Source organism: uncultured Chloroflexus sp., from assembly GCF_937129525.1.
Taxonomy (GTDB): Bacteria; Chloroflexota; Chloroflexia; order Chloroflexales; family Chloroflexaceae; genus Chloroflexus.
Genome location: NZ_CAKZNK010000119.1, coordinates 22,712 through 44,649 on the forward strand (window position 1 = coordinate 22,712; position 21,938 = coordinate 44,649).

At 56.1% G+C, this 21,938-nt stretch carries 19 protein-coding genes and 1 tRNA gene; 6 read left to right on the forward strand and 14 right to left on the reverse strand.

Translation table 11 applies throughout. The annotated features are described in order from the left end of the window. Positions 1-3: 3 nt before the first annotated feature. The 4 genes from Q0650_RS15055 to Q0650_RS15070 all read left to right on the forward strand — a co-directional run bounded on the left by Q0650_RS15055 (position 4) and on the right by Q0650_RS15070 (position 4,159). Positions 4-1,170, forward strand: coding sequence for a branched-chain amino acid ABC transporter permease (locus Q0650_RS15055; protein WP_298820396.1), 1,167 nt, complete (start codon positions 4-6; stop codon positions 1,168-1,170). Between the two features lie 3 nt (positions 1,171-1,173). Further along, entirely contained in the window at positions 1,174-2,523 is a 1,350-nt protein-coding gene (locus tag Q0650_RS15060; RefSeq protein ID WP_298820398.1) for a branched-chain amino acid ABC transporter permease, read from the forward strand. A gap of 2 nt (positions 2,524-2,525) precedes the next feature. Continuing rightward, complete coding sequence (locus tag Q0650_RS15065) at positions 2,526-3,305, forward strand: ABC transporter ATP-binding protein (RefSeq protein WP_298820400.1); 780 nt, start codon at positions 2,526-2,528, stop codon at positions 3,303-3,305. 137 nt (positions 3,306-3,442) lie between these two features. Further along, a complete protein-coding gene (locus Q0650_RS15070) occupies positions 3,443-4,159 on the forward strand; it encodes an ABC transporter ATP-binding protein (RefSeq protein WP_298820402.1) in 717 nt (238 codons plus the stop codon). 81 nt (positions 4,160-4,240) lie between these two features. Here Q0650_RS15070 and Q0650_RS15075 read toward each other — a convergent pair. The 9 genes from Q0650_RS15075 to Q0650_RS15115 all read right to left on the reverse strand — a co-directional run bounded on the left by Q0650_RS15075 (position 4,241) and on the right by Q0650_RS15115 (position 13,545). Next, positions 4,241-4,316, reverse strand: a tRNA-Gly gene (locus Q0650_RS15075). Positions 4,317-4,360: 44 nt separating this feature from the next. Then, the gene (locus tag Q0650_RS15080; RefSeq protein ID WP_298820404.1) at positions 4,361-5,047 is read right to left on the reverse strand and encodes a response regulator transcription factor; all 687 of its coding nucleotides are present in this window, start codon (positions 5,045-5,047) and stop codon (positions 4,361-4,363) included. 28 nt (positions 5,048-5,075) lie between these two features. After that, the gene (locus tag Q0650_RS15085; protein WP_298820406.1) at positions 5,076-5,918 is read right to left on the reverse strand and encodes a J domain-containing protein; all 843 of its coding nucleotides are present in this window, start codon (positions 5,916-5,918) and stop codon (positions 5,076-5,078) included. Positions 5,919-5,950: 32 nt separating this feature from the next. Continuing rightward, positions 5,951-7,054, reverse strand: coding sequence for a DnaJ domain-containing protein (locus Q0650_RS15090; RefSeq protein ID WP_298820408.1), 1,104 nt, complete (start codon positions 7,052-7,054; stop codon positions 5,951-5,953). 128 nt (positions 7,055-7,182) lie between these two features. Next, positions 7,183-9,576 (reverse strand): heme lyase CcmF/NrfE family subunit, encoded by a 2,394-nt coding sequence (locus tag Q0650_RS15095; protein ID WP_298820410.1) that lies wholly within the window; start codon positions 9,574-9,576, stop codon positions 7,183-7,185. A gap of 73 nt (positions 9,577-9,649) precedes the next feature. Then, positions 9,650-10,069, reverse strand: coding sequence for a cytochrome c maturation protein CcmE (locus Q0650_RS15100; RefSeq protein ID WP_298820412.1), 420 nt, complete (start codon positions 10,067-10,069; stop codon positions 9,650-9,652). A 97-nt stretch (positions 10,070-10,166) separates the two neighbouring features. Next, entirely contained in the window at positions 10,167-10,364 is a 198-nt protein-coding gene (locus tag Q0650_RS15105; RefSeq protein ID WP_298820415.1) for a CcmD family protein, read from the reverse strand. A 3-nt stretch (positions 10,365-10,367) separates the two neighbouring features. Beyond that, positions 10,368-11,327, reverse strand: coding sequence for a cytochrome c biogenesis protein (locus Q0650_RS15110; protein WP_298820417.1), 960 nt, complete (start codon positions 11,325-11,327; stop codon positions 10,368-10,370). Between the two features lie 286 nt (positions 11,328-11,613). Continuing rightward, positions 11,614-13,545, reverse strand: coding sequence for a hypothetical protein (locus Q0650_RS15115; protein ID WP_298820419.1), 1,932 nt, complete (start codon positions 13,543-13,545; stop codon positions 11,614-11,616). Between the two features lie 141 nt (positions 13,546-13,686). Here Q0650_RS15115 and Q0650_RS15120 point away from each other — a divergent pair, with 141 nt between their 5' ends. Then, positions 13,687-16,167 (forward strand): ATP-dependent Clp protease ATP-binding subunit, encoded by a 2,481-nt coding sequence (locus tag Q0650_RS15120; RefSeq protein WP_298820421.1) that lies wholly within the window; start codon positions 13,687-13,689, stop codon positions 16,165-16,167. 104 nt (positions 16,168-16,271) lie between these two features. Then, on the forward strand, positions 16,272-17,393 hold the full coding sequence (locus Q0650_RS15125; RefSeq protein WP_298820422.1) for a GAF domain-containing protein: 1,122 nt from the start codon (positions 16,272-16,274) through the stop codon (positions 17,391-17,393). A 275-nt stretch (positions 17,394-17,668) separates the two neighbouring features. On the opposite strand, the gene Q0650_RS15130 is transcribed toward Q0650_RS15125, so the two are convergent. The 5 genes from Q0650_RS15130 to Q0650_RS15150 all read right to left on the reverse strand — a co-directional run bounded on the left by Q0650_RS15130 (position 17,669) and on the right by Q0650_RS15150 (position 21,791). Continuing rightward, the gene (locus tag Q0650_RS15130; RefSeq protein WP_298820423.1) at positions 17,669-18,919 is read right to left on the reverse strand and encodes a hypothetical protein; all 1,251 of its coding nucleotides are present in this window, start codon (positions 18,917-18,919) and stop codon (positions 17,669-17,671) included. Positions 18,920-19,480: 561 nt separating this feature from the next. Continuing rightward, positions 19,481-20,026 carry a hypothetical protein gene (locus Q0650_RS15135; protein WP_298820425.1) on the reverse strand — a complete coding sequence of 182 codons (546 nt, stop codon included), beginning with the start codon at positions 20,024-20,026 and terminating at the stop codon, positions 19,481-19,483. After that, positions 19,983-20,549, reverse strand: coding sequence for a hypothetical protein (locus Q0650_RS15140; protein WP_298820427.1), 567 nt, complete (start codon positions 20,547-20,549; stop codon positions 19,983-19,985). The genes Q0650_RS15135 and Q0650_RS15140 overlap by 44 nt, the downstream gene beginning before the upstream one ends. Next, positions 20,546-21,184 (reverse strand): ribonuclease HII, encoded by a 639-nt coding sequence (locus Q0650_RS15145; RefSeq protein ID WP_298820429.1) that lies wholly within the window; start codon positions 21,182-21,184, stop codon positions 20,546-20,548. Before Q0650_RS15145 ends, Q0650_RS15140 begins: the two co-directional genes overlap by 4 nt. Further along, positions 21,162-21,791: a class I SAM-dependent methyltransferase gene (locus Q0650_RS15150; protein ID WP_298820431.1), complete on the reverse strand. Its 630-nt coding sequence runs from the start codon at positions 21,789-21,791 to the stop codon at positions 21,162-21,164. The genes Q0650_RS15145 and Q0650_RS15150 overlap by 23 nt, the downstream gene beginning before the upstream one ends. Positions 21,792-21,938: the final 147 nt, after the last annotated feature.

Genomic DNA, 21,938 nt, shown 5'->3' on the forward strand with positions numbered 1-21,938 from the left:
TGCATGGCTGTTGATGCAACGGTTGCCCCGGCTGCCGCTCGCCGGTCGCTCGGCGAATTGCTGGGGGTTGTCTTCGGTCCGGTCGGGCAGTTGCTGGCATTTATTGTTGGTAGCGCCGCCAGCCTGAGCCTGATCGTGATTTTGCTCGCCCTCGTCTTTTCACCCGGCCAGCCTGATATTATGCAGCGTGTGGTGATCATCCTGCCACAGGTCATTATCGATGGGCTGGTGCGCGGTTTCCTCTTCGCCACCATCGCGCTTGGTTATACGATGGTCTATGGCGTTCTGGAGTTTATCAATTTCGCCCATGGTGAAGTTTTCATGATCGGTGGCGTTGTTGGCGCAACGGTCAGTTTCTTGCTGGTGAGCGCCGGCGCAATGGATAGTATTCCGCCGCTGGTCTTTGTGTTGCTGGTGGTATTGGTTGCTATGGCGTTCTGCGGGATGCTGGCCGTTACTGTTGAGCGGATTGCGTATCGTCCGCTCCGTGGCGCACCCCGCCTGGTTCCATTGATTTCAGCGATCGGTATGTCGCTGATCCTGCAAGATTTCGCCCGGCTCGTGATGACCAACAGTCCACTTGGTTTCAATGCCCGTTACCAGACTCCTGATTTTGGCCAGCCGATTCAATTATTTTCGATGCAGGTTGGCGAGCGAAGTGTGCCGGTTATTTTAGGCCCGCGTGACCTGATCTTTATTATTACAGCTACGTTAATGTTGATTGTTCTAAACTATATCGTCAATGTGACTAAACTGGGCAAGGCGATTCGAGCGACGGCGCAAGATATGCCGACTGCCAGCTTGATGGGGATCGATGTCAACCGGATCATTGCGCTGACCTTCCTGATTGGCGGTGCGCTTGGCGGCGCCGCTGGAGCGTTGTTCGGTCTGCGCATTGGTACTGTTAATCCATATATGGGTCTCATCCCCGGCCTAAAAGCGTTTACTGCCGCCGTGCTGGGTGGGATTGGTAACATTACCGGCGCAATGGTTGGCGGCGTGGTGCTGGGCTTCCTCGAAGCATTCGTTGCCGCTTATCTGTCGATTTTCACCGGTGGCAACTTCTCAGGCGCGGCGTATGCCGATATTGCCGCTTTCAGCATTCTGATCTTGCTATTGATCTTCCGGCCCTCCGGTCTGCTCGGTGAGGCGACCACACAAAAGGTGTAGCTTATGACTACCGGTGCTTCGTCGCAAAGCCTCTGGCAACGGGTGACTGCTCCGCTCAGCAGCGGGCCAACGGCGTATGCCTTTCTCGCCTTCTATGTGCTGATCTGTTCCTTTCTCCTGTTAACCAATCCGCGCACCGAATTGAGCACAGATATTGTCTTTGTCCTCTTCATGCTGTCAATGCTGGTAGCTTATCGGGCGCGGGTGGCAACCTGGTTTAAGGTAGTGCTCGGAGTGATTGCTTTGGGTATCGTGTTGCCCTATTTCGGCACGCTAAACCCGTTTTATATTGATGTTGCAACCCAGGCTGGTATCTTTACCGCGCTGGCACTGGGTTTGAATGTGGTGGTCGGTTTTGCCGGTCTGCTCGACCTGGGTTACGTTGCCTTTTTCGCTGTCGGCGCATATGCCTGGGGTATCTTCAGCACAACTCAAATCTCGAATATTAACCCGGCCTGGGGGCCGGTCGATCCGGTGATGTTTTATCCCTTCCTCATCATCGGTTTGATCCTTGGTTTAATTACCGGTGTGTTGCTCGGTTTGCCTGTACTGCGGCTGCGTGGTGACTATCTCGCTATCGTGACCCTTGGTTTCGGTGAAGTGATCCGGGTCGTGGCAAATAATCTTGACCGACCGATCAATATCACGAATGGCTCGCAAGGGATCCGCGACATCGAGCGTCCGCCGCTCGTCCTGGTCGATCTGGTGCGCAACCTGGGGGTTGTTGCCGATGATAACCGCCTCTACCAGCTCTTTTTCTATTATCTGGTGCTGATCATTGTGCTGCTGACAGTGATTGTCGTAGCGCGCCTCAAGAACTCGCGGATCGGTCGCGCCTGGGAAGCCATTCGTGAAGATGAAGTGGCCGCAGTGGCGCAAGGCATTCCCCGGGTGCGGATGAAATTGCTCGCCTTCGCTATCGGCGCGTCATTTGCCGGTGTGATGGGAGTCGTCTTTGCTTCAAAACAGCTCTTTATCAATCCACCAACGTTCGACCTGCTGCGCTCGATCAATATTCTGGCAATGGTGATCCTGGGCGGGATGGGATCAATTCCCGGTGCGATGCTGGGCGCTATCATCGTCACAATGCTCGATCTGCAAATCTTGCCGCGATTGGCGTCAGTGCTGCGCGAAGCGCAGGCTGCTGGCGCGCCGATTCCGCGTCAGTTTGATCCGACTCAGTACCAGCGCCTCTTCTTCGGTCTCTTGCTTGTCATTATGATGATTTTCCGTCCTGAAGGGTTGTGGCCCGATGAACGACGGCGCGAAGAGCAGCATGAGGTCGAAATTACCGACGAAGAGCTGGAAGCCGATAAGTTGACGAAACCAACCGGCGCCGAGACGGGGAGATGATCATGGCGCTTTTAGAAGCTACAAACATTACCAAGGTGTTCGGTGGTCTGGTGGCGGTGAATGATGTCACTTTCACCGTCGAGCCGGGCAGTATTGTAAGTGTGATCGGCCCAAATGGCGCCGGAAAAACAACTTTCTTCAATGTGCTGACCGGTATCTATAAGCCAGAGAAAGGTCGGGTTATTTTTGCCGGGCAGGATATTACCGGCTGGCGATCTGATCAGATTGCAGCTCTTGGCATGCGGCGCACTTTCCAGAATATTCGCCTCTTCGGCAATATGACGGTACTGGAAAATGTCCTGGTCGGGATGCACGTCCATTTACAGGCATCGATCTGGGGTATCATTTCCCGAGGCCGCAATATGCTGCGTGAAGAGGCGAAGGCGCGCAATAAGGCGATGGAGTTACTCAATTTCGTCGGTATTGCTGATAAGCGCGATGAATTGGCCAAGAATCTGCCCTACGGCGATCAGCGTCGGCTGGAGATTGCGCGCGCGCTGGCTGGTGAACCCAAGCTCATTCTGCTTGACGAGCCGACTGCCGGTATGAATCCGCACGAAACTGCTGAGGCAACCCAACTGATCCGGCGGTTGCGCGATGATCGCGGAATTACGGTTATCCTGATCGAGCATGATATGCGGCTGGTAATGTCGATCTCCGAGCGGATCTCGGTGCTTGACTACGGTAGCAAGATTGCCGAAGGCGATGTGCAGGCGATCCGCACCAATCCACGGGTGATCGAAGCCTATTTGGGCAAGGGCGCTGCTGACTATGCGGCATGACACCATAGTTCGGCGCGCCAGTCAGCGCCTTGTTGCTGCTGTTCTGGCAAGCGTGCCGTTTGTGAATGCTATCGCGTCGGCGTAACCTCGCTTGCTGAACGCTGGCGTGACAGGTGGCAGAAAGTTAGAGGATTTCCATGGCGCTGCTCGAATTGCAGAATGTCCATACGTATTACGGCAAAATTCATGCCCTTAAGGGTATTTCAATGTCGGTTAATCAGGGTGAGATTGTCACCTTGATCGGATCGAACGGCGCCGGTAAGAGTACAACCCTGCGCACAATTTCCGGTTTGCTCAAACCGCGTCAGGGCCAGGTTTTGTTCAAAGGCCAGCGGATCGATACCCTACCACCTCACGAGATTGTCAGGCTAGGCATTGCTCAGGCGCCGGAAGGTCGTCGAATCTTTCCCCGCCTGACTGTGTTGGAAAATCTAGAGATGGGCGCTTTTCTCTATGACACGCGCTCGCCAGAGTATCAGGCTGATCTCGACCGGGTGTTAACCCTCTTCCCGCGCTTGCGCGAACGGGTCAGTCAGAAGGGTGGTACTCTGTCAGGTGGTGAACAACAGATGCTGGCCATTGGACGGGCCTTGATGACCCGTCCACAGGTGTTGTTGCTCGACGAACCGTCAATGGGGCTGGCGCCGGTCCTGGTTGAGCAGATCTTCGAGATCATTCAAACGATCAATCAACAGGGTACCACCGTCTTGCTGGTGGAGCAGAACGCATTGCAGGCGCTTTCCATCGCCCATCGTGGTTATGTGTTGCAGAGCGGCGAGATCGTGTTGGAAGACACTGCAGCCAATCTGCGCGATAATGCAATGGTTCAGAAAGCGTATCTGGGGTTAGATTGAAGCCAGGGCGGTTGAGTGCAAACTTCCCGGTAACGATGCGCAAAATATTAATCCCCTGACCATTTGGTCAGGGGATTTCGTTGGAGCGGGAGACGGGACTCGAACCCGCGACATTGTGCTTGGGAAGCACACACTCTACCAACTGAGTTACTCCCGCTCTTTTGCGAATGAAAGTATAGCACGTTTGTTGTAAGCTGTCAATCAGGGCAGTAGTCGATAGCCAATCCCCCATTCGGTCAGCAAGAGTTGCGGATTGCGCGGATCAAGCTCGATTTTGCGCCGTAAATGCCAGATATAGACTTTGAGATAATCGTTGTCACGGGCCTGCTGGCTTCCCCAAACCGTGCGCAGAAGCTGTTCGTGGTCAACCACCGCGCCAGCCTGTTCGGCCAGTACGAGCAGTAACTGATACTCGGTAGGGGTTAGATCGATGAGTTCTCCGCGCACTCGCACCTCGCGTTGGCGCGGATCGATACTGATCAGCCCGTTGCCGGCAGTCAGCAGACGATTGACCGCCGGAACGCGCCGCAGAAGGGCGCGAATGCGCGCGAGCAATTCATCGTAGTTAAAGGGCTTGACCAGGTAGTCATCGGCGCCCTGGTCGAGACCGGTGATGACATCGCCTGGCAAGGATTTGGCCGTCAGCATCAGGATGGGTATCGAGGAAAATTCGCGCGCGCGCTGGCAGACGGTTAAGCCATCGAGGTCGGGCAACATAATATCGAGGATGACAAGGTCAGGACGTTGCTTACGTATCAGCGTAAGCGCCTCTACGCCGCTCAACGTTTGAAGTACGCGATAACCTTCTTGCTCGAGACGAACCCGTACCAGTTCTTGCAAACCGGTGTCATCATCGACAACCAGAATCGTTTGCGCTTGCTGCTCCATTGATCTCTTCCCCGCAGTGATGATGTCTTTACGGTTGCGCGCCACTGGCAGGACGTAGTTCGGCAAAGCGGGCCGCAATATCGGTCAATGTCAGCTCACCGATGTGGACGTAGCGAATCTGGCCGTCTGTGGTGATAAAAAAGCTGGTTGGGAGCGGAAAGACCCGGTAGGCCTCGGTGATTTTGCCGTCGAGATCGAGTGCGATTGGGTAGGTCACCCCATATTGGGCCAGAAAAGCAGCCACATCTTCAATTGTTTGCCCTTGCATCTGTTCATCATCGGTGAGATTGACGCCGATGATCATGAGACCCTGATCGGAAAATTGCTCGTAAGCTTGTTGTAACGCCGGCAGTTCACGTTTACACGGTTCACACCAGGTGCCCCAAAAATTGATCAGCACCACTTTGCCGCGATACTGAGCAAGTTCGATAGTGCCGCCACGCAGCTCTTGTGCGCTGAAGTTGGGAGCCGGGCGGTTGATTTCACCCATGGCCTGTCCGCTCAGGGTGTTGCGATTGGTAAACACCCAGACGGCCACAACCAACCCGACGGCAAGCAACGCAAACGTCAATGCGCCAAGCGCTTCGTTACGGCTCAAGCCACGTCGCGCAGGCCGGGACGGTGGCGTGATCAATCCTTGACTGATGTCATACTGTCGGCGCCGTTCTGGATCGCTAAGGATACGAAACGCTCGCTCCAGTTCAGCCAGTCGTTCGCGCGCAACTGCTTGCAGCTCGTGATCGAGATCGACGAGACGTTCAGGCGCGTAGCGCTGGCGCTGTTGTTCGTAGGCAGCCGCAATGGTTGCCTGATCAGCATCAACACTGACCCCAAGCAGATTGTAGTAATTGTGACCGGTCATTTCCGTCATTCTAGCATATCCTTAACGATTTGTTTATACCATCATTGACCGTATTCGTTGATCAATATTTGCGCCTGTAGTTGCAATCCCGGATTCACACCCGGAATTGACAATACCAGTTGCCATTGCTCAATCGCTCGCTCGGTTTGGGGTGGTTCGATAGCGACCAGGCAGATACCGTGCGAAAGGAGCACCCGCGCATTTTGCGGCGCTGCCTGTAAAGCCTTTTCAGCTTCCGCCAGTCCTTCCTGGGCGCGTTGCGGGTTGCCTGTATCGAGACCGTAATAGCAGAGACTGGCGGCAATGTCGGCTCGCACGACATCGTTGTCTGGTTGCAATTCGAGCGCCTTGCGGTAGGCGTCAACGGCTTCAAGCCAGCGTGGCAGTCGTTCCTGATAGATACGCTGAGTTTCGGCGTCGCCGCTGGCGAGTTGTTCGCGCACATAGACCACGCTATCAAACAGGGCGTTGCCGAGATTGATCCAGGCTGCTGGATTATCAGGTACTTGAGCGGTAACTTGCTGGGCCGCAATGACCTGGCCGTCAAACTCGCTCAGAATGTCGCGCAGCGTTGGCGTGGGTTGCGCTATCGGCGCCGTCGGGTTGATCGGCGCGGCTGGCGCTGGCGCCACGACCATCGTGCTGATCAACGTGCCGAGGACGATGCTAAATGTGGCCGCGGCAACAATTAACGATGGCAGCAGCCAGACTGGTTGTGATGGTGGTACCGCTCGACCACGTTGAACCGGAGCCGAAGCTGAGCGCGGATTGAGATACGGTTGTGGATTGAAACCCGGTGGTCGTTCCTGCCGGCGCGCTGGCGGTAGTGGTCGAAAATCGATCAGATCATCATCGGTGGCGGCCTCGGCAAGAGCGGGATCGGATTCGCTATGCACTGCCGGCGGTGTGGGGCGCAGCATGTCTTGCAAACGACGATCGTACTCGGCGCGTCGCTGCGGATCGCTCAACACACTGTAGGCCCGTTCGATTTCATCACGTCGCCGTCGGGCCAATTCAATCAATTCTTCGGCTGCGCCTTCTAGCCGTTCGGGAGCATAGCGTTCGCGCAGGCGCTCATACGCAGCCCTGATCGCCTCAGCGTCAGCTTTGGGGTGAACCTGAAGGATTTCGTAATAGTCGTTCATTACTTTGCCGGTATCAGTCTCACAGTTCGATATTTCTTATGCAATGCATGATCATGCGCCCCTACGGATTACGCGGGGCGCATGATCGGCGAGTGCGCCACTCTGGAGCATTTAGCCGCGATCAGCGACTAGCGCCCGATGCCACGCCAGCCCAGTTGCGCGGCCAGTTCTGGCAATGCTTTGGGCAAGCGCACACGGGCGCCGGCCAGCGCCAGACTTCCTTCGAGGTAACGCCGCACCAGCGCAATGGCGCCGCCAATCACCATCAAGACAACTCCTACCCAGACCAGTATCACCAGCGGTTTGACACTCACCGCAATGACGGCTTTAGCCGGCACGACTGGCAGATCGTCGAGACCTGACCCGCTCCCTTCCAGTAACACCATGCGGTTGGTCGGATCGAGTTCAAGCAAGCGCAGTTCGTGGCCACCAGGGAGCGTAACCGGGATGAATTGCAGCTCGCTCTCATTGGTGGTCGGGTTGATCACCACTTCTACTCGCGGCTCTACCTCGATAGTCTGGCCTTCGTAGATGACTTCAACCCGCGCGCCGACCTTTGCTTCACCGCGCATCATCGCTTCACGGTCGATATTGAAGCCGCGGAAGGTGAGGGTATATGGCCCCATCTGGGCGCTCTGGTCAGCTCCGAGCACTGGACGAGCCGGATTGCGTTCAGGATCGTAGCCAGCCGGAGAGATGTAGAGATCGTGCCAGAAATAACTATGGATGGAAGGAGTCTGCATGGTTGCGCCCATGCGCTGATTGAAATAGAGGTACGGTTTGGCCGAGAAGGTGCTTGATCCATCGCTGACCGTCAAATCGAGCACACCGCGCTGCTGATCATCAAGCTGGTAGCCATTGAAAATAAACTCGTAGCCGAACAGGCGGGCCGACTCGCCGGGGGCCAGGGTCAGGCGCGTGTCAGGCGTGGCATACGCCGACGATGCCACCATCCCGATTGCCATGACGGTAAAGCCGAGGTGGGCCAGATAGCCGCCAATGCGGAGCCAACCACCGCGTAGTGTGCGTACCAGCATGAGCAGATTTGTGCCAAAGGCAAATGCGCCACCTGCTACATAAGCCAGCGCCAGCACATCGCGCACATTGATCAGCATCGCAACGATAGCGGCAACCACTGCCAGCGCTGCCGGCCAGCGCAAAGCTCGCAACAGATGGCTGAAGTTGGCATCACGCCAGCCAAGTAACGGGCCGACAATGAGCAGCACAATTGCAACTACGCCCAACGGTGGCACAGTGCGCTGATAGAAGGAGGGAGCAAGCGAGAAGCGCCCATCCTCAAACGGCTGCGCTTGCGGATTCATCAATGTGCCATCATCAAGCTCAAAGTAGCGCCCCATCCATTCTTGCAGGGTGTGACCAACGCCGGGAATGGCCGAGATGACCGGCATTGAAGTGCCGAGGCCAACCACCAGTGCCACCATCACAATCGTGATAATTGCCAGCACGAAGAAGCTATCGCGTGAGAAGAATTTATCGCTCAGTGGGCGAGCGGGAATGTCGTTCCAGCGGCTGATCAGCGAGATGACGCCGATTGCAAGCAGGACAACCAGAAATCCGACCAGCCCTTCAAAGATGCCTTCGGCTACGAATGAATGCACTGAGAAATTGGCGTAGACTCCACTGCGGGTCATGAAGGTAGCGTAGAAGACAGTAATATAGGTTGTCACCCCCAATACCAGATTGGTTTTTCGCAAACCGCCATGAGTGCGCTGCACCAGCATACCATGGATCAGGGCAGTGAGGATGAGCCAGGGCACCAGTGACGAGTTTTCGACCGGATCCCATCCCCAGTAACCACCCCAGCCCAGGGTCTCATAAGCCCAGTAGCCGCCAAGGAGCAGCGCCAGGCCGAGAAACGACCATGCCGCCAGTGTCCACGGTAGCGCGCGCTTGACCCAGGTATCGTAGTCGCGCCGCCACAAAGCTGCCAATGCAAAGGCGAAGGGGATCGTTGCAAGGGCATAACCGACGAAGAGTACTGGTGGATGGATAATCATCCAGAAGTTGTGCAGGAGTGGATTGAGGCCGCGGCCATCACCGGGGGTGAGCGCTACGCCAGTCGTAGGATCGATGAGGGGCTGGAACGGATTGAGCGCCAGCACAAAGCCGATGATAGCAGCCTGCACAGTCATCACCACCATCAGCACATACGGCTCAAAATGCTTGGTGCGACGCACCAGCAATGCGCTGGCAATAGCGCCCCATAGCAGCCAGATCATGAAGCTGCCTGGTTGTCCGGCCCAGCTTGCGGCGATGGTGAAGAAGAATTCGAGGTCACGCGAACTATAGTTATAGACATAATCGAGATCGAAACGGCGGGCCAGGAAGACGGTAATGAGTAGTGTCCACGACATCAGCACGCCGGCCAGCGCTGCGTAGACGCCAAACCGGCCATAGCTCAGCGCGGCCCGCTGTCCACGGATCACCAATCCGTAGCTAATCGTCGCCAGCAGGGTCATGCCAAGGCTGGCCATCAAAAGGAACGTGCCGAAGAGATACATAGCGACTCTTTCCAGCGGTCGATAGCATCGACCGTGCCTTTAGCAATCGGGTAGCGACATGTGCTCACCGGGCTTACGGTTTAGCCTGATCGATCTCCTGGTACTTCGATGGGCACTTGACCAGCAGATCGTCGGCCATAAATGCCTGCTCTGTGGGATCGTAGCGACCAATGGCTACGATGCTGATGGCCTGCTCGAAGTTGGCCGGACGCGGATCGTCTGAGATGACCTTGATCATCTTGCCGTTTTCATCTTGCAGCATGAACGTGAAGCGGCCTTGCTCGTCCATTTCGCCGGTGCTACCGAGAAAACCGGCCAGTTGGACGCTGCGCGCGCTGCTCATCGCCTCATCGACGCTGGTCGTGTAGGCGCGGAAACCATCTTGAAAGCCGAAGAAGCCGTATACCACAGCCAGCAGAATGATCCCCAGCCCAACGATATGCAGTGGCTTGATGGTCAGACTGCGGCGCACAGGAGTGGTTGCAACAGCCATACACTAATCCTTCAATCTTGTCATAGTATCTATGCAATGAACGAAGCTTCCCGAAGCTGGAGTGTGTCTAACGGCGCCGGAATCTGTCACAGCGTGTCTAGTGACGTTCGACCGGTTCACCCGTATCGCGTACCCGGGTCACCTCGGCAGACGGCGGCAATGATTCCCTGCGTTCACGTTCCAGCTCGCGGCGCAATGCCTGCGCTGTGGCATCGATGCGCCACAGATAAACAAAGATCGCGATCCAGACTGACAACACTGCGGCAGTCGCCACCAAAATTGCTGCATTATCCATTGTTCAGGCCCTCCCGCGTTGCGCAACCGCCCACTGCAAGTTTAAGACCAGTGAACGGATCTGCCACATCCAGAAGAAGAGTGCAGTAAAACCAAGGTTGGCAGCCAAGAAGACGTAGAGTGTTCGCCGGTTTTCCAGCAACTGCGTGCCCGGCGCTTCCATGTTCAGGCGCACAGCGCCGGTGGATTCATCGTATTCTTCTAACCCTAACTGGAAACGCGAACCGGGAAATTCAGGCCGGGCTGCCATGCCACCGTCAACTAGATCAAGACTGGGGTAGAGAATAGCCTCTTGCTGCAAACCTGGTGTGCTTACTTTGACTTCAGCCACGATCAGGTTTCCCTGACGCTCTAGGCCAAGCAATTGCACCTTCTGGTCTCCGATCAAACCGACCTTACCGACTTCGAGCACAATCCCATCGCAATTGCTGCCCTGAATGAATGCGCAATTTGGATGCAGGGTGCTATCGGCAATGCGTGGAGCAACGAAGAAGAGGAAGGGCATAGTAACGAAGGCGAAGAGGGAATAGACGGCGCTCAATTGGCGGCGACGGTCAACATCGTCAATGGCCGCGCGCAGAGCAAAGAGCGCAGCGTAGATCAGCAAGAGCACGAAAATGGATGTCTGGCGTGGATCCCAATTCCAGAAGATACCCCAGGCTACCTGTGAGAAGATCATGCCGGTAACTGTGGCCAGAATGGTGAAGAGAAGACCGGCTTCAGCAGCCGCTACAGCCATGTGATCATCGCGTTCACGCCGTCGCCAGAGGTACAAACCGCTGAAGATGGCCGAGATGGTAAATGCGATCACACTGACCCAGGCCGTTGGCACATGAACGATGACGATCCGGCCCGCTTCTCCTAACCCTTCATACTGCGGCACAATGAGAAAGGTTGCAATGGTAACGCCAGCCATCCACAGGCCAATGCCGATCTTTGCTACTTGTGCCAGTCGTTGCGCCATGGCAATCTGCTTTCTAGCCCTCCGGGTAGTTGATAACGCTTTTTACGCATCATACAACGTTGTTGCCTTAAAAGCAAGGAACGTTGGTCACAGTGTGGAATGCCCACCGACTGATTGGTAATCAGCAGGTGTTCAATCGTTCTTTTCCATTGTATCATGACTGGTTGTTATCACGACGGCAACTCTTGCCAGCGCGGTCAGATCGTGATGCTATGCTGATCATATCAGTTGGGATGCGGCCAGATCGCGTTGCGTTGTCAGGGTTACATTGACCTCTCCGGGCACATTAGCTGATATGTCGCTTCTCCATAATGAAATGATACCATCGCAATGCGACGCTCAGTAGCAGGTATGTGACGGCCAGGCTGCTCATAGCGCGACCGGGAATGCCCTGCCGCCAGAGCCAATCGAGTGCCAGCGCCAGGCAGATCGCAGCTAGCGGTAGCATGAAAAAGACATGTTTAAGGATCATGTCGGCGATCGTCCAGTTGACTATTGAATAAAGGATTAAAATCGCCCACCAACTGATCAGGAGCGCATGCGCTCGCCGTGTCGTCGTCCAGGCCAGCACTGCCCCGCCCAGGATCAGCATGATACCCGGCCAGGTGAGGTGGTTGAGCATAAATGCGCCATCAATCGCCGGGGTTGGCAGAGGCAAGGATTCGCCTCGGGCGGCGCGTTGCGATAGCGCCGAAGCAATGACCGGCAGTGTTTCGCTCACGATCACCGGCACATACCAGATGTGGTAGATCAGGAAAGCTGCCGCTTCAGCAATGATCAGCCCGGCCAGGATCAGCCACCCGCGTTGCTTTGCCGGCGCTTCGCGACGAAAAAGTTCGCAAAGGGCGTAGATGCCCATCATGGTAAATGCCATAATGCCGACTACTGTGTACGTCAGCATTGCCAGTGTGGCGGCGGCGGCTACTCCCCAGAGCGCCCGCCGTTCGTCGGGATGATCGTGGTGCGCCAGCGCCACGGCAATCAGTATCAGCGTGCCCCACAAGCCGAGCTGAGTTGGCCAGTTGCCCCATGAAATCAGAAAATACGGCATTAACAGGAGGTGGTAACAGCCAGCGGCCATCACCGCGACTCCTGGTTGCCCGAAGAGTCGTAGCGCGATGTAGGCTATCAGCAGGCTGCGCGATACGTCGAGCGCAGTGTTGAGCGCATTCGAGGCCAGCCCCAGATCGATCCCCACCAGGCCAAATGGCGCTGTGATCAGATACCAGAGTGGCGAGTAGGGGAAGTGTCCGCCTTCAAAACCGACAGTATCGCCCAGCAGCGTAACGCGACTCGGCACGATCAGTTCGATAAATCGCCCGTCTAACACCATCTGTGTGCGCGGCACGTGCCAGCGTTCGTCGTACACAATCGTTTGCGGGTAGATAACGCCGCCAATCTTGACCAGCGCCGCCAGTACCACGATCCGCCATAACCAGGTTTCGTGCCAATGGGGTAAGGTTTCGCCACCGCGAGCAAAAGCAAAGCGGGTGAACGCGCGGAGTGGACCCAGAGCCAGGTGTAATCCGAGCAGCAGCCCCCACAGATCCGGCGTAAAGATTGCCCACCAGATCCGGTAGGCTGCCAGCAAACCACCCAGTACCACTGAGATCGATCCGACCAGGATCGCTGCCGGCAGTGGCGCAACTTCAACCCGGCGTGCTAGCCAGTAGCCCAATACTCCAATCAGCGCCAGGTGCAATGCCTGCCAGAATGGCCAGCCATACTCTACCTGATGTGCCGTCATCCAATCGATGGCAATGCCGAGCTGACGGGGATCGGTTACAGTGCTGAAGGTTGAACTGGTAAGGTGTAGGCGAAGATGATCGTCTCCGGGTGGTATGAGAACATAATATCGGGCAACGCTATTTCGCAGGTCGATGCGCACCGGCGCCATACCATCGGTCGCGATGGTCAATGTAGCCGGTGATACGTCATCAGGTCGATAGCCACTGGCGCGAAAGGTGACCGTTGTCCAGTTTGATCCAATGCCGGGGAACTCTACCATTGCTTCAGCTTTGGTAAACGAGTACGAAAAGTCTCGATTGCGTTCCAGACTATGAAACCCACTAAGGTAGGGCTGGGCATACGTTGTGCCGATGTCGATGTGGCCTGCAGGAAGGGCCAAGCCGGCCAGGCAGGCGCAGACTCCACTCCAGACTGCAATTAAGAGGCTCATCAATAAGTCGCGTGCCCACTGTGCCTGTTGCAGGTTCATTACTACTCCTTTGGGTGAGGCGATAACATAAATTAAACGGAAGCGACCCGTTTTTACTCGCTTACTGTGCTATACTATCAATGCAGATCAGCGTTGTGATCTGCTCACCCGCCTTGTGGCGGATACGCTAGAGGGACGACAATGAGACTGGAGCGATTCACTGAAAAGGCGCAGAACGCCTTCCATATTGCGCAAGAAATTATGCAGGAGCATCAGCATTCGCAGCTCGATGTTGAGCATCTCTTCCTGGCGATGCTCCGCCAGCGCGACGGTCTGGCGGTTCGGGCGCTTACTCGCCTGAACGTCGATCCACTTGATGTGGAACGACGCATCGAGCGCGAGCTGGAGAAGCTCCCCAGAATGTTAAGCTCGCATGGCATTAGCGGTCAAGTGTATATTACACCGCGCACCCAGCGTCTGGTGAAGCGGGCTGAAGATGAAGCGAACCGGTTGGGCGATCAGTATGTTGGGCTTGATCACCTGTTGATCGGCCTGGCCGGTGAGCGCGACGGCCCGTCGGCGCGGATTTTGCAGAGTTATCAGATCGATCAGGAGCGGATTTATCAAGTGTTGATGGAGATTCGAGGCAGTCAACGCAGCGATGATCCGTCGGCTGAAAGCCGCTATGAGATCCTGGCGAAATACAGCACCGATTTGACCGAATTGGCGCGAGAAGATAAGCTCGATCCGGTGATTGGCCGCGAAGCTGAAATTGCGCGGGTTATTCGGATTCTCTCGCGCCGCACAAAGAATAATCCGGTGCTGGTAGGTGAAACGGGCGTTGGCAAGACGGCCATTGTTGAGGGGCTGGCGCAGCGGATTGCGCGCGGCGATGTGCCGCCAACCCTGCGTGACCGCAAGGTGCTGGCGCTCGATCTGGCCGGCATGGTGGCAGGTTCAAAGTTTCGCGGCGAATTCGAAGAGCGGTTGAAAGCGGTGATGGACGAGGTGCGCAACGCGAAAGGGCGCATCATTCTGTTTATCGATGAGTTGCATACGGTGGTTGGAGCCGGCGCAGCAACCGGCAGCATCGATGCCTCGAATATGCTCAAGCCGGCGCTTTCACGCGGCGAGATTCAGGTGATCGGCGCAACGACCATCGATGAGTATCGCAAACACATCGAGAAAGACGCCGCTCTCGAACGTCGCTTCTCGCCGGTCTTTGTTGAAGAGCCTGATCCCGAAACCACCATCGAGATGCTGCGCGGTTTGCGCAAGCGTTACGAAGAGCATCATCAGTTGACGATCAGCGATGAAGCGCTTCGCGCAGCAGTGCAACTTTCGAGCCGCTACATCAATGACCGGTTTTTGCCCGACAAGGCGATTGATCTGATCGATGAGGCCAGCGCCAAATTGCGCATCGACATCTTCTCAATGCCGCCAGAACTTAAGGCGAAAGAGGAAGAGCTTAAACGTTTGCAGGCCGAAGAGGAAGAGGCCGGCGCTCGCCGCGACTACGAGCGCGCCGCGTTGCTGCGCGCGCGTTATCTGGCTCTGCAAGCCCAGTTTGAGGCCGAGCGCAGCGAATGGCTGGCCCGCAATAACCTTGACGAGGTTGTTGATGACGAAGATGTCGCGCAGATCGTTGCCAGTTGGACGGGTGTGCCGGTCAGCCGAATGCTCGAAACGGAGCGTGAGAAGTTGATTAATATGGAAGAGCGGTTGCACGAGCGGGTGATTGGGCAACATGAAGCCATTGTTGCCCTGAGCGATGCTATCCGCCGCGCTCGTTCCGGCCTGCGCGATCCTCGCCGCCCAATCGGCTCATTCCTCTTCGTTGGCCCAACCGGTGTTGGCAAAACCGAGCTGGCCCGCGCGCTAGCTGAGTTTATGTTCGATAGCGAAGAGGCGATGACGCGCGTCGATATGAGTGAATATCAGGAGCAGCATACCGTTAGTCGCTTGATCGGCGCGCCACCCGGCTATGTGGGCTACGATGAGGGTGGCCAGTTGACCGAGAGTGTTCGCCGGCGCCCCTATCAGGTGGTGCTCTTCGACGAAATTGAGAAAGCGCACCGCGATGTCTTCAACGCCTTGTTGCAGGTGCTTGATGATGGTCGCCTGACCGATGGGCAAGGCCGCACCGTCGATTTCCGCAACACGATCATTATCATGACCAGCAATGCCGGCACTGAGCATTTGCAGGGTGGCGGTATCGGTTTCAATGTTGCCGGCAAGGGCACCCGGACAATTGACATGCGCGAGGCGCGCAAGAAGGTCGATGAGGCGCTTAAGCAGACGTTCCGGCCTGAATTCCTCAATCGGATTGATGAGATTATTCTCTTCCATCCGCTCTCGATGGATGATTTGACCAGGATCGTGGAATTGCAAGTGGCTGAACTGGTCAATCGGTTGCGTGATCAGCAGATCGGGCTGACGCTGACGCAGGCGGCCAAGGAATATGTGATCAAAGAAGGCTATAATCCAGTCTTCGGCGCGCGCCCGCTACGCCGCGCCATCCAGCGCCTGCTGGAAACCCCCATCTCGCGTGAATTGCTGCGCGGAACATTCAGGGCTGGCGACCAGATCGAAGTCGATGTTGAGCACGGCCAGCTTGTTTTTCAGCGAGGGAGTGTACTCACGATGGAAGAACGGCGGCCAGCCGAGCCGCTTGATGCCTGAACTGTAATCTACGACGCCTGGTTTGTCATCTTGCAATCACTGGCATCGTGATATGATCGAGATCGAAACGCATTCACCTTGCTCGTCTTCGTTCAGGAGTGGCCGTGACTGCATCCGATGTCGCTACCCAACTCGTTACCGTTCAGCGGCGCGCTGCTCGTCTGCGCAATGCGTTGATGACGGTGGGATCATTCTTTGCAACCGCTCGCCAGCCCGATCCGTTGCCGATGCTGCGTGACCTGTGCAGTGAATGGCTGTTGGCGGATCGGGTAGAAATTATTATTCCCGCCGGCACCGGTAGTTTGCAATCGCATGCGCCCACTATGCTGGTAGGCCCGATTACAATCGGGCGGCGTGTCATTGGTCGGATTGAAGTTTCGCGAGCAACGCCGCCGTTTGATAGCGATGATCGCGAGTTATTGACTGCATTGGGGCAGATTATTGGCGTCGTTCTCGAGCAATCATCACTACAAGGGCAACTCGATCAGTACCTGAATCAGGCGCGGGCGCATGCCGATACGCTCGATCAGTTATTGCAGTTTGCCCGGCTGGTGGTTAGCGCGACGACCGATCCGCTCCATCTGGGGTTGCAACTGGCCACTCAGGTGCCGGCAATGGTTGGCGGCGAGCGGGCTTCTCTCCTGCTAATCCCACTTGATAAAGATAAAGCGCCGATGCTTTTGCTCAGCAATGGCCATATGTCAACCCCCGATCGCGCGCGTGAGGTGCGCGAACATGGGTTTGCCGGGCTGGTGCTGCGCGAAGGGCAACCATTGATCATTGATGAAACTGACGCAGATCGGCGCTGGTTGTCGTTACGGGTGCATGAGGTCGATGCTCCAACCCGGTGTGCTATGGCAGTGCCGTTGCGATGGGGACAGCGATTGCTGGGAGCGTTGACGGTAACCACAACGCAGAGTCGTCGCTTTGGTAGCTCACACCTTAATCTCCTGGAACTGGTCGCCTGTCACATTTCGCTCGCAATCTATGCGGCTGATCTCGATACGCGCCGCAAGCAAAGTGTTAAGTGGCTGGACGAGATTGAGTCAAAGATGAGCCTCGCTTTGGAAGCTGCGCGGGCCGGTGACATTCAGGCTTTTGCGCAGCTCGAACAGCAGCTTGCTCGTTTGCGCGAGGTTCAACAGTTATTGACTCTGGAAATGAAATCTGCACCCGTCGGTCAAGGAGACCGGCAGATTGATGATGTTCATCATCCGCCAGAGTAAGAGCGGCAGTCTAACAGGCAACGATCTGGCTCTATTGGAGGGGTACGGTCTCACCGTACCCCACATCGCTTCTCTGCGCAGCTCGTTCGTTTGCGCGAAGTTTACCGGTTATTGATGTTGGAAATGCAATCTGCACCTGTTGGGCAGATAGACCGGCAGATTGAGGATGATCATTATCCGCCGGAGAGAGAGCGGCAATCTATCGGCCAACGACGTTGCCGTGTACAGAATGTATGGTGGGGGTACGGCATGCCGTACCCCCACCCCCATACCGCTTATTCGTCAGGATTACCGTATTCGTTGATATTGGTCGGATCTGGGTCGGTGAAGCTCAGATTAGGTGGTGTCGATGGATTGTTGTCTAAACCGACTTGCGGAACCGGTTGTGGATTGGCGATAGTGTCGGCTGTTTGCGTGAGGGTAAAGGTGGCGATCACCAGTTGCTGGCTGACAGCGCCTTGGGCTGTCAACTGGTAGAAACCAACCGGCAAGCGCTCATCGAGAAAGAGTTCTACCATAAACTGACCGGACACTGGATCGGCAAACGTGGAGGGAAAGCCGCGCACCGCGCCATCCGGTAGGGTTAGCCACAGATCGACCCGCTCACCTGGGAAGAAGAGATCGCCGTTCGCATAGAAGATCGACCGTTGCGGCGCCACCGCTCCGGACGGCACCACTACCGACAGTCGCGCTGGGCCGCGTTGCGTCACGGGCCGCGAGATAAGTTCGAAGTGAGCGAAGACCCGGAACCCACTGGTATTTCCTAGCGCCGTTACCGTGTAGCGCCCGACCGGATTCTTGCCTTCAAACTGGAACGAAGTCGAAACAGCGCCGCTGGGTGTGGCCTGCACAACGGCCTGTCCGGGCGGGAAGTCGATGACCGTGCCATCGGGAGCGGTCAACCAGAATGAGACCTGTTCGCCACCGATGAAGCCGCGTCCATCAATTTCCAGAATTTGACCTTGCTGAATGACGCTGGTTTCCTGCCCATTTAAAGTAGCGCGCAGCGTGGCGGTTCCGGTTGGCCCTGGCCGACCACCGGGAATGACGACAAAGAAGGCTGATGCCGTATTGGCGCCACCACTGCTGAGACCGCGCCCGCTCAGGCGGTAGCACCCATAAGGCCAGGTGCCCGGGATTGTGATGTTGAGGGAAAGTTGACCAGCGTTGTTGGAAAAGCGAGCAAATTGAACGTTGGTTGGCATGTCGATAACACCGTCGAGAAATTGAGCGGCACTGATGGTAAAGACGCGCCCATCGGGAAAGGTGATGTCTACTTCGACGGGTTCAGGGCCGAAAGGTGGCTCAAGTACTCGATAGAAGTCAAAACGTGCCAGCAGCGTCTGCGTCTGGAAGATAGCCGGCTCTGGGGTGCGACTGGCTGCGCATGGCGCCACTCCTTGCGGCGTAAAGATTTCGACCCGCGCTCGTGAAGCTGCGGCGCCATACGCAAACCAGGCCAGCGTGAGAGCCAGTGCCGCGCTAAAACCGATAGCGAACAACGAACGTGGCGAAAGGCGTTTCATTGTTACCCCCCGTTTCTGAGACTAACCTGATAACGTAATGAAAATGTATCCCTCGTGGCGAGGAACGAACAAGTTGCATAGATTACACTATCGTTACGAGTAGAATTGTTAAACAAGTTTACAGATCGTTTCATGTGTTTATAATTTATTGATATAACTGGTTTTAAGCGAAAAACTAATACTTATGTTCCTGGTATTAATTAAAAATATATTTATATTGTAATTTGCCGACTGACACAACATAGTACGTATACAGAAGTATTATCAGGCCTTGATAGTCTACTTACCTAACAGGCACAGATAACATTTCCACAGCTAACAACTGTTGGAGCGCGCGCAAACAAACAAGCTGCCCGAATAAGCGGCGGATGGGTACGGTGCTCCGTACCCATCTAATCCATTCCGTGTGTCATTGACCGGCGATAGCATAATGAGCCGGTATCATTTCGCTGCAAGCAGGCTAGCCAGTGATGGAGGTTGAGACAGGAGGATTCGGCGGCGCAGTCGCGCATGCGCCAGCTCGTGACAAGAGTCGAAACAGGTCAGGTATGGGGTGGTAAGCTACTCAGAACGTTGCAGTTCTTCTACTCGTTGGAGCTGGACATACAGTGGTGGCACGCCAAACAGGGCGCGTTCCCAGTCGGTTACGTTGGGATTGACCTCGCCGAGTGACCAGCGCCCACCGATCCGAATGATCTGGGTGCCGAAGTGTTGTGGACGACCTAATTCGATCAATAGTCGGTCCCAGGCCATTGCGCGCAATGTCCATGCCCGTTCATCGCCTAGTTGGGTTGCTCGCCTGGCAAAGCGGTGGGCGTGATGAAAATCGGCGACCGATTCGCCGCAGATCATGACCAATCCGGCCAGAAAGCAGGCGCGCTCATCGTTGACGAATCCTTGCGCCTCTAGTTCTAGCACTCGTTCGCAACGTCGCCGCCGCTCAGCCGAGGTAGCGCCTTTGGCCTGGCCATCAATTGCTTCACTGGCGAGGCGACTGAGTTCATTGATCGGATCTTCGGGTAACAGATCGTCATCAGGATCCATCCCAGGCACTCCTTCCAGTTCAAGCAGACAGGCGGTAATCAATTGATTGCGTATGTCTATCATTAGTAGTGTACCACACTCTGAGATCGGAGCACCGGCGACAGAGAGCGATCCAGCCGAGGCGGTGATCGTCGCGACGGGGACGGCGGTAGACTTCGACGTGCTGGTGGCTGCCACAGTGACTGCAACGACCTCTGCTGCGCAGGTAAGCTGCCCAGATGAACGGTAGCGAGACGTGATCGAGCAAGAGGTGAAGGGTAACGCCGATTGCGAACGGACGCAGGCGCGGCCAGCGTTGGGTTAGCGTCCAAAGCGGTGGCAAGACCAGGAGCGGCTGGTGGAGCCACGAGCGCAGTGAACCGTAGCGCGGTCGATTATCACCGCGCCAGGGCAACCGGTTGCGATAACGGTTGTAGCTCAGCGCGCCGCTGATGCTCCAATCGCCGGTGCGACAGGCGTACAGGATGAGATGATCGAGATCGATAAGTACGCCGCCAGTAATGAGCAGAGCAGCAGCTTGCGGGCGACGGAGGTACAAACCAGCGGCCAGCAGGGTTGAAGTGATGAGGTGTTCACGTAGATTCATGGATTCTCCAGGGGATGCAATGCTTCCAGCACCGGTTGAAAAGTCTGGCGGTGGATTGGCGATGGGCCATGTTGCCTGAGCGCGCGCTGATGAGCGGCAGTGCCATACCCTTTATGCAGCGCAAACCCGTACTGTGGATAGCAAAGGTCGGCGGTTTGCATCAACCGATCGCGCGTAACTTTGGCAATAATAGAAGCGGCAGCAATCGACAATGACCGCGCATCGCCACGCGCCAGCGACTCTTGCGGCAGACTCAGGTTGGATAGCCGTTCGGCATCGATCAGCAGCGCATCAACAGCGCAAGGCAGCGATAGTACTGCCAGGGTCATTGCCAGGCGAGTAGCCGGCAGGATACCGTAAGCGTCGATCAAAAAGGCCGGGACGATACCTACACCGATGCCCTGAGCGCAGGTCTGTATGATGGTGTATACATGCTCGCGAGCGGCGGCGCTCAACTGTTTCGAATCGTTGACCATTGCCAGCAAATCTGGCTGTTCGTACACTATCGGCGCTAACACGACGGCTGCGGCCACCACCGGCCCGGCCCAGCAACCGCGTCCGGCTTCGTCAATCCCGGCCAGCGTCTGGTATCCACGGGCGCGAAGCGCGTATTCAAAGCTCAGATCTGGTTTCATGCGGTCTCCCGACCATCACCAACACACTGCTGTCACCGACAAAAACGCGCTGGACGCGCAGGTGAAATACGCCGATCTTGAACTCTGGAGGAAGATCGCGCGCATTGCGTCCCAACCAGATCAGCCGATAGACGGCGTCAATCAGACGGCCATAACCCCCCTCAATCCGCCCGCCATCAACGATTACCAGTTGGCCGTTAGGGGCCAGCACACGGCGGATTTCGGCGTGAGTCGCCGGATCGAGAATATACTCTGCCGGGAAGGTGGCGCAGACTGTATCGAAACTGGCATCGGCAAATGGCAATTGACGAGCGTCAGCCTGAACAAGTCGCCTGGTAAAGCGCGCTGCGCGACGTAGCATTGCCGGCGATGAGTCAATCCCGACCACATCAGGGCGTTCGGCCAGAGCGCGTTGCAAATAACCGGGACCGCATCCCAGCTCCAGCACTCTTCCGTGCAATGACGGCACAGCAGCCTCAACCCAACGTTGCCAATGTCCGGCAGAGACCAGCCAGGCGATCAAATCGTAACTCCAGGCCAGTTCGTGGTAGAGGCGATGAAACAACCAGCGGATGAGACGTTGATAGAATTTCAGTGCGATGTTCACGTTTGCAGCTTATCTCGTCATAGCGTGACACTCGGATGAAAGAGCAATCTGGCTACATTTCCGTTATACCACACAACTGCCCGGAACTGCGTCACAGTGCGGCTCTACGGTATGACCGCGCCGATGGTATAATTGCGCGTAAGTAAG